We start from the raw sequence: 3659 nt of genomic DNA, 5'->3' as shown, positions 1-3659 counted from the left end.
CCGCAGCTCCTGCACCAGTCGAGTCAGCTCCTCGACTTGACGCTCGAGCTCCGCGATGCGCGCATCCTTGGGGTCGACCTCGGCCACGACACGCCGTGTCCCATGCCCCACGCCGCGTCAGCGAGCGACGAGCCTACCGTCGGCTGCTGGCCTGCTCCTTCTTCAACCGCTCATCCCACCTGAACGCTTACTCCACCCCCACTCGCAGCGTCTTTGGCGTCTTCTTCGAATCGAACCCCTTCGTCCGCTTCGCCACCTCGACGGTGCGCTCCAGCAGCCGGCAGTCCATCTCGGTCGCGATGAGTCGCTCCCTGAATTGCTGCAGCCCGCCCTGGGAGAAGGCGGGCTCGTCCTCATCCGCGCCGAGTCGGTCCAACACCATCCGCCATCGGCTGTCAGTGCCTGAGAGGCACACGGCTTCGGCGTCCGAGGTCTGCGTGTAGGCTTGCACCAGCAGCGCCATGCACATCATCGCGGGCGGCTGCGGCGCTTGTCCCTGGCCAGTCTGTCGGTACATCGCTTCGAGCTCGTCCTGAAAGGCCTCATCGAACAACTCGTGCCGATGCTCGCGCAGGAAGACGAAGAGCTTCCTGCTCTTCCCCGCGAGCTTCAGCAGGCGCTGCTCCCGTGCGCTCTGCTCCACCGCCGGCTTCCAGCGTTCCATGAGCCACCTCCGTGAGGGGGTGACCTATGCACGCGACGACAGCCCGCGTCGATCCCCTGCCGCTTGCCTGCTCCCTCGCTGCAACCTGATCGGCGCTCTAGAAGCGCACCTGGAACAGCAGGTTGCCGCCCACGATGTCCTGCGAATCCCAGACGACCACGGCTACGCCTGTGTCGTCATCCGCGAAGGTGGTCTGGTTCGGGTCGCGTGTGTAGAAGAGCTCGGCCAGGACACCCGCGACCTCGCCCAGGTCCCACCGCGCGGTGGCCTTCGCGGTGAGGATGGGGCTCCGCTCTGCGCCCTCCGGCAGATAGGAATACGAGGTGGTGCCCCGAACGATGAGGGGGTTGCTGCGCGGCCACATCGGCATCGGCACCAGCGACTTCAGTGTGGCCGGGGCGGTGACGCGGACGAGGAAGCCGGGCGTGAGCCCCCAGTCCTGGAGGAAGTAGTCCGCCCCCACCGTCGCGGACAGCTCGGCCAGGGACTCCATCTGTTCGTACAGTGTGCTCTCCAGCGGAAAGCCTGGGTTCGCGAGCACCATGAACGAGGGCGTCCTGTAGTACGCGAGCGCGTGAAGCCGGAGCCGGTCCCACTTGAGCCGAGTCACCAGCGCCGCGGCGTGCGCTGCCTGCTTTCGCATGGCCCCCAACTCGGTCGAATCACTGTCGAAGAGCTGCTGGGAGACGTAGCTGCCTTCCAGGGCGACGTGGGCTCCAAAGCCACCGGGATAGACGTCGGGGGCGAAGAAGCGCTCGAAGAAGGTCGGGTCTCCCTCGTAGAGCGCCAGGTCGACGTTCGCTCCGACGGGGGCGCCATGGCGCCACATCACTCGCCCGGACACGCCGCGCGTGTAGATGTCGCCCTCCCCAACGCTCATGTAGGGCCGGCTCCCGGGGCCCAGGTCGAGGTTCGCGGCCCCAGCTTCCAACCGCAAGGCCGAGGAGAGGTTCACCCCAGCACCCACCAGGAGCATGAGGCGCCGCTCCAATTCCTGGGTCACGCCATTCTGCAGGCTGGGGATTTTTGCGGCGACGAAAGCATCCCATCGCCGGCGCGACAGGCGCAGCTCCAGGGCGGGTTCGCCGTCATTTCCCGTGCGCGTGAGGGACGAGATGCGTGCCCAGGCCACCGGGTTCTCATGGCCCATGTACAGCCGGGTGGCGCTCACCGGGAACACCGTCAATGCCAGGCGCTCATCGGGCGCCCAGGAGGAAGGCCGGTACCGGAGGCCGAAGAAGCTGGCGTTGTCCTGAAGAATGGCGCCGGAGACGGCGACCGGATTGATGAACACCGACACGGCGGCCTCGGCGTGCAGGCCGGAAGCCAGCTCCGCCGTGCGCGCGTCCAGCGCGACATGGAACCGCGTGGTGGCATCAGGGGCGCCGAAGTCGGTGTCTCCCGCGAGGAAGGACAGGCGCGTCTGGAGAAAGGGCGCTGCTGGCGCAGCGGGCTCGGTGGAGACGGGCTCCGGGCTCTGTCCCAGAGCGATGATGAGCGAGGCGGCGAGGAGCGAGGACGTCATATACGCGCCGACATAGCCCAATCGCTGACATGTTGGCCATGTCACGCCATGCGCCGCGGGCGTTATTTCTTGGGGCGCTTTAAGAGCGCCGCGCACGGGTCCTCCATGGGCACCGCCGGCGTGAACCAGACATAGTCGAAGGGCAGGGATTGCGCGCCGAAGGCGGCCGCGTAGTCCACCGGTTCGCGCAGCTTCGGGTCGACCTCCAGCAATCCCACGGAGCGCACCTCCAGGCCGGGCGCACGCGCCGCGAGTCGCGCGGGGACGCCCCGGTCCGTCCGTGCGTGGCCATTGCCGGTGATGAGCACGCCGCCCTGGCCCTGGTCCGCGCTCAGCAGCCGGTCCGCCAGGTGCGCGTCCCGTGCGCGCTGGGCCTGCACCATGGGGCCGAGCAGCTCCTGGGGGAGGTGGCCGCAGTGCGCCTCGTCCTGCTCCTTCCGCATCGCCTGCTCCACCGCCTCCGGCAGCGGGGTGTCCAGGGACAGGCGCTGGCGCAGCTCGGGCGCCAGCGCGTCCGGACCGCGCATCACCAAATCACGCACCTGCGCACGCGGCAGGTTGGCGGCGACGATGGGGAGCCCGGCCTCCAGCCCGGCCGCGAAGACGGGCCGGTACAGACTCCAGTCCGGCCAGCCACTGCCCGCCCAGTTGACGGCGAGCGCGAGCGAATCCGCGTCGCGCGGAGCCTGCGCCAGCGCTGCGTCCACCGCTGCCTGCTGCCCCACATCCAGCATCTCGAAGGCCAGCGCGGGCTTCTTGCCCCCTGTGGCCAGCGCCTGGACGAGCCACGCCTGGAGCTGGTGGTGGTCAGGCTGGTCATGGCGCTCGCCCAGCACCACGAAGCGGGCCTGGGTGAGGGCGCCGCGCAGCGCCTCCGCGTCCACGAAGCGCGCGGCCTTCACGTCCCAGATGCGGCCGGAGAGCGGGTGCTCACGGTGCAGGGAAGACGTCCACCCGCCGGGCAAGGGGGCTTGGGCACCCGGGGGCTCCACCGCAGAAGCGGAGCGCGTGGCGCTGGCGTGGGAACAGGCGGTGGCGAACAGCAGGACGGAGACAGTGAGGAGCGTGCGCATCACGCACACGATTCATCCACACCGTGGGTGCTGGTGGCCACCGGGAACGCGAGGCGGGTCGGGCCCGCGCGCGGCAGAGTCAGGTGACGGGCGCGCGGGCTCGGGGACTTCGGACTACTTCGAGTCCACCACGACGACCATCCACCGGTCCGTGGCGTGGTCGATGCGGATGTTGGCGGCGCCGGCCTCCTGGAGCTGCTGGATGATGCCCTCCAGGAAGGTGAGGTGCTCCTTGGGCGCGTCCACGAAGATGTTCTTCGGGCCGCTGCCCTTCGCCTTCGGCTTCTTGGCCGGGGAGGCGGGCGCGCCGTTGAGGGCATCCGGGGACGCGGCGGCCTTCAACCGGGACGCGGCGTCATCCGCCGTGGCCTCGGTCTCCTCGGACTCGGGCTCGGAC

Annotated in this window: 2 protein-coding genes and 2 pseudogenes; all 4 read right to left on the bottom strand. The window is 69.3% G+C overall.

From position 1 onward, the window contains the following. Nucleotides 1-190: 190 nt before the first annotated feature. A pseudogene (locus tag G4D87_RS35190) lies at nucleotides 191-664 on the bottom strand (transposase); the annotation flags it as partial. Nucleotides 665-761: 97 nt separating this feature from the next. Then, a complete protein-coding gene (locus G4D87_RS35185; protein ID WP_163787068.1) occupies nucleotides 762-2189 on the bottom strand; it encodes a hypothetical protein in 1428 nt (475 codons plus the stop codon). A 62-nt stretch (nucleotides 2190-2251) separates the two neighbouring features. Then, a complete protein-coding gene (locus G4D87_RS35180; protein ID WP_163787070.1) occupies nucleotides 2252-3262 on the bottom strand; it encodes a ChaN family lipoprotein in 1011 nt (336 codons plus the stop codon). Between the two features lie 114 nt (nucleotides 3263-3376). Then, nucleotides 3377-3659: pseudogene (locus G4D87_RS35175) on the bottom strand (hypothetical protein); the annotation flags it as partial.

This window comes from Myxococcus vastator (assembly GCF_010894475.1).
GTDB classification, from domain to species: domain Bacteria; phylum Myxococcota; class Myxococcia; order Myxococcales; family Myxococcaceae; genus Myxococcus; species Myxococcus vastator.
Note: the sequence above shows the minus strand (reverse complement) of the source record. Positions and strands in the feature narration are given on the sequence as shown.

What these genes read in the sequence shown, in the direction of transcription:
- G4D87_RS35185 (WP_163787068.1), bottom strand. Translation starts at nt 2,189, where the DNA reads ATGACGTCCTCGCTCCTCGCCGCCTCGCTCATCATCGCTCTGGGACAG.
- G4D87_RS35180 (WP_163787070.1), bottom strand. Translation starts at nt 3,262, where the DNA reads ATGCGCACGCTCCTCACTGTCTCCGTCCTGCTGTTCGCCACCGCCTGT.